The following is a 3640-nucleotide window of genomic DNA, read 5'->3' on the forward strand; positions in this document are numbered from 1 at the left end:
TTTGTACTGGTTTATGTACTACAAGAAGGATAATGCAAGGTTTTTGAATGTCCCAATCCTATTTTCGCAGCATGAACATCGGATTTTAACAGGTCAAAAGCCTTATTTTAAAAGGGTTTTACCATTATTCAGCAAGCCCTATTTAGGGTTGGCTGAATAAATCTAAAAACCTTGTTGGGTAAGACTTTTAGACTTTTTTTCCCTCAAAAAGTGCCAACCATTGGAGTGATCGGGGGTAAAATTCCTGGACTTTTTCCCTGAAAATTAGGTAACTGACCCCCTCAAAATCCCTAAAACCCCACACCCCACACCCCACACCCCACACCCTGTCCCCACGAAAAACTTTTTGCCGCAAACCCTAGCTAACTTAACAATACCCAGTTCACCAAAACTACCCCTGCACCACCTGTTTAAGGGTGGTAAAGGTTTCTAGGTTGATTAACCCCCGGCGCTGGCCTTTTTGGTTGGAAATGCCCAAAAACACCGATTCTCCCTGTTTGGGATTGCGATCGAATCGGGGTGAAGAATTGATATAAACTAAAGCACTATCGGACTCCATGGCGAATTGACGACTTTCTCGATAGGATTCGGTGACAATACAATCCGCGTGACCGCTACTATACTTATTAATCCAAGCGATCGCATCAGTGAGGGTATCCACTAACCTAAAGGCCACCGTTTTTTCTAAATAGGGTCTTTGCCAATCATTATCGGTAGCAATGGTTAAATGTTCGGGAAAATCCGCCGCTAATCGGTTATCTCCCCGCAATTTAAAGCCTTTTTCCTGCAAACTTTTAAACAAACGACTTAAAGTTGAAGAATTGTGATGGGGACTAATTAAAACTTTTTCGATCGCGTTAACCGGATCGGGTATGCTGCCATGACTATCGATAATTACCTGACGAGCTAACTCCAAATCGCCACTAGGAGACCAATACAAATAACAGTTTCCCATGGCCGCACGCAAAACGGGAACCGTGGCCAATTGACTCACCCGACCGATTAAACTAGGGCGACCGTAGGGAATAATCAAATTAACATAATTTTCCTGCGTCAGCAACTCCTCTAGGGAAGGACTAGAATCGCAGGGTAAACCACTCACACAATCCACGGGTAAACCCACATCTTCCAAAGCTTCTTGGATAATTTCCGTAATCACTCCATCGGAATGACTAGAGGCATTGGAACCGCGAATAATCAAACTATTGCCACTTTTTAGGGAAAATCCCGCCGCTACCATCGCTAATTCGGGAAAACCTTCATAGACTAAGGCAATCACTCCTAAAGGCATCCTTTGGCAATAGGTTTGGGACGGATTAAGTTGATAGGCCGCGTTAATTACCTGTTGCAGCGGATCCGATGCTTCCGCTAGTTGTTGCAATACCTCCACCGTCGTCTCTAAACGTTCGGGAGTTAACCGTAACCAGCGAATCATTTGTTCTGAGACGGCCATCTCTCGACTGACTTCTAAATCGAGGGTATTGGCTTCTAAAATGCGATCAAAGCCAGTTTTAATGGCATTAGCGATCGCGATTACCCCGCGATTTCTTTCGTTGCCATTGAATTGACCTAGATACAGAAAAGCATTGTATGCTTGCTTAAAGATCGTCGGGGGGGTTTTGGGGGAACTTTCGATCATAGATTCTTGTCTAGCGTCGATAGGCTAACCAAAAGATGAATGCGGGCAAAATAACTAATAGCATAACTAGAATTGCCCCAAAAATCACGCTTACCCCCGGCGGTGATTTTAAAATTAAGGGTAGCCAAACGATCGATAATAACAGAATTATCCCCACCATCAGGGGTAATACCTCTTGTCCAAAGCGCCGATTCGTACTCACCCAACGAAATCCCGTCCAGCGCCAACTGCGTTTATAGGGATAGTGGGGGGCTAATTGTTCGATAATTTGACCGTTTTCCTGTAGCACAAATATCTGTTGACAGCGATCACAGCCAAAGGCATCGGTCAATAAAATCGGGCACAATGTCCCTTTCCGACGACAGGGACAAGGATAGTCTTGGTGTTGGTCGATTTTGGTATATTTATGCGGTCGCACAAGCTAAATTTTTGTTTATCAACGTTTGTTTTTAGTTGCTCGTGGTCAATGGCTAAGGTATTCAACGGTTGCCCAAAATCCTCAACCCTATGGCTCACGGGTAATTCCCATCTTAAGGTATATCCCTAAATTATTCATCCTGACCTTAAGGTATATTTCAAGATTTTATGAACTACTCCAATCCGCTACGCGCTCGATTGGAGTTTCTGACGATTCTTCGTCCCTAGATGCCTCATACTTCCGCACAAGGTAGCGCTAGACGACTCTGCATCTAAAGAGGCTCGTTCCAAGCCCCTAGCATAATTGAGCATAACTTGTGCAGCAGCTACATCTCGATCACAAGAATAGCCACATTTCTCACAGCGATGAACTCTTTCGGCTAAAGATTTCTTCTTTTGATGACCACAATTAGGACAAGTTTGGGAGGGTTTAATTTTTTGGGTAGGAACCTCAACATAAAAACCCCCAGCTTCCGTGACTTTTTCTTTAATCAAGGATTTTAAATTACCTATCCCTACATCAAGAATAGACCTGTTTAACCCTGATTTTTGTCTTTTTCTACTGCCCTTAGATTTTTTGGTCATCCCTTTAAGGTTTAATTTCTCCGTAGCAATGAGGCTATTACAGCGAACTATCTCTACTGCTACTTGAGGATGCCAATTTTGTCTTTGTCTAGCTACCTTGCTTTGAATTTTCCCAACTGCCCTAGCCGATTTTCTAGCTCTTCTAGATGCTTTAACTCCCTTTTTGGGGTTGCGCTTGCGTCTAGATTTTTTGGCAATCTTTTTAATCTTTTCCTGAGCAGATTTAAGAAGTCTGGGATTCTCGATTCCATGGCCATTACTATCAGCTATGGCGTGCAAAACTCCAAAGTATAAACCGATGGCTCCCCTATCGGTTTGTTGTCGAGTAGGAGTACATTCGACTGTAGATCTCTTGCATAAGTCTAGACAAAATAGGATAAAATAGTCCAAGAGTTAAGATTGAAAGATGACTTACGAACAAGTAAAAACTTTAAAGCCAACAGAGTTCAAACGCTTGTGTGGCGTGTATCCAGATACATTTAAGGATATGGTAACAGTCCTAAAGGCAGAAAAAGTTTGGCAAAAAAAGACTGGCAGACCGAGCAAATTGAGTACGGAAGACCAACTACTAATAACATTAGAATATTTGCGAGAATATCGCACCTATTTTCATCTGGGAAATAGTTGGGGTGTTAACGAATCAACGGCGTAGAGAATTGTTAGGAAAGTAGAGAATATTCTTATCAAATCAGGTCTGTTTAATCTACCGGGAAAAAAAGCCCTATTAGAAAGTAATAGTGAAATAGAAGTAATAGTGGTGGATGTGTCAGAACAGGAGATAGAAAGACCCAAAAAAAAACAGAAATCATGCTATAGTGGCAAGCAGGGATACCACACATTAAAGTCGCAAGTCGTTGCCGATCTCGCGCAGCGAGCGCGTTGCGACCAAAAAAGTGAGCAGATAATCTGCGTCCGTTGTGAGAAAGGAAGAGTCCATGATTTTCGGTTGTGGAAAGAGAGTAAAATAGGGTTAAATAAGGAAATAGAAATATTAGGGGA

Annotated in this window: 5 protein-coding genes; 2 read left to right on the forward strand and 3 right to left on the reverse strand. The window is 42.6% G+C overall.

All coding sequences use genetic code 11. From position 1 onward, the window contains the following. Positions 1-391: 391 nt before the first annotated feature. The 3 genes from O9290_RS20600 to O9290_RS20610 all read right to left on the reverse strand — a co-directional run bounded on the left by O9290_RS20600 (position 392) and on the right by O9290_RS20610 (position 3031). On the reverse strand, positions 392-1639 hold the full coding sequence (locus O9290_RS20600) for a glutamate-5-semialdehyde dehydrogenase (RefSeq protein WP_288057204.1): 1248 nt from the start codon (positions 1637-1639) through the stop codon (positions 392-394). 10 nt (positions 1640-1649) lie between these two features. Next, positions 1650-2057, reverse strand: a complete 408-nt coding sequence (locus tag O9290_RS20605; RefSeq protein WP_002763516.1) for a hypothetical protein — start codon at positions 2055-2057, stop codon at positions 1650-1652. 185 nt (positions 2058-2242) lie between these two features. Next, a complete protein-coding gene (locus tag O9290_RS20610) occupies positions 2243-3031 on the reverse strand; it encodes an RNA-guided endonuclease InsQ/TnpB family protein (protein WP_288057202.1) in 789 nt (262 codons plus the stop codon). 16 nt (positions 3032-3047) lie between these two features. Here O9290_RS20610 and O9290_RS20615 point away from each other — a divergent pair, with 16 nt between their 5' ends. Both O9290_RS20615 and O9290_RS20620 read left to right on the forward strand, forming a co-directional pair. Next, positions 3048-3293, forward strand: coding sequence for a helix-turn-helix domain-containing protein (locus O9290_RS20615; RefSeq protein WP_288087496.1), 246 nt, complete (start codon positions 3048-3050; stop codon positions 3291-3293). A gap of 105 nt (positions 3294-3398) precedes the next feature. Continuing rightward, positions 3399-3640 (forward strand): transposase family protein (locus tag O9290_RS20620; protein ID WP_288087498.1); only part of this gene is annotated, 242 nt, incomplete at its 3' end.

Source organism: Microcystis sp. LE19-41.2A (assembly GCF_027530405.1).
GTDB classification, from domain to species: domain Bacteria; phylum Cyanobacteriota; class Cyanobacteriia; order Cyanobacteriales; family Microcystaceae; genus Microcystis; species Microcystis aeruginosa.

Bases quoted from the DNA above. Each gene is read 5' to 3' on its own strand.
- O9290_RS20600 (WP_288057204.1), bottom strand. From the start codon at position 1,639: ATGATCGAAAGTTCCCCCAAAACCCCCCCGACGATCTTTAAGCAAGCA.
- O9290_RS20615 (WP_288087496.1), top strand. From the start codon at position 3,048: ATGACTTACGAACAAGTAAAAACTTTAAAGCCAACAGAGTTCAAACGC.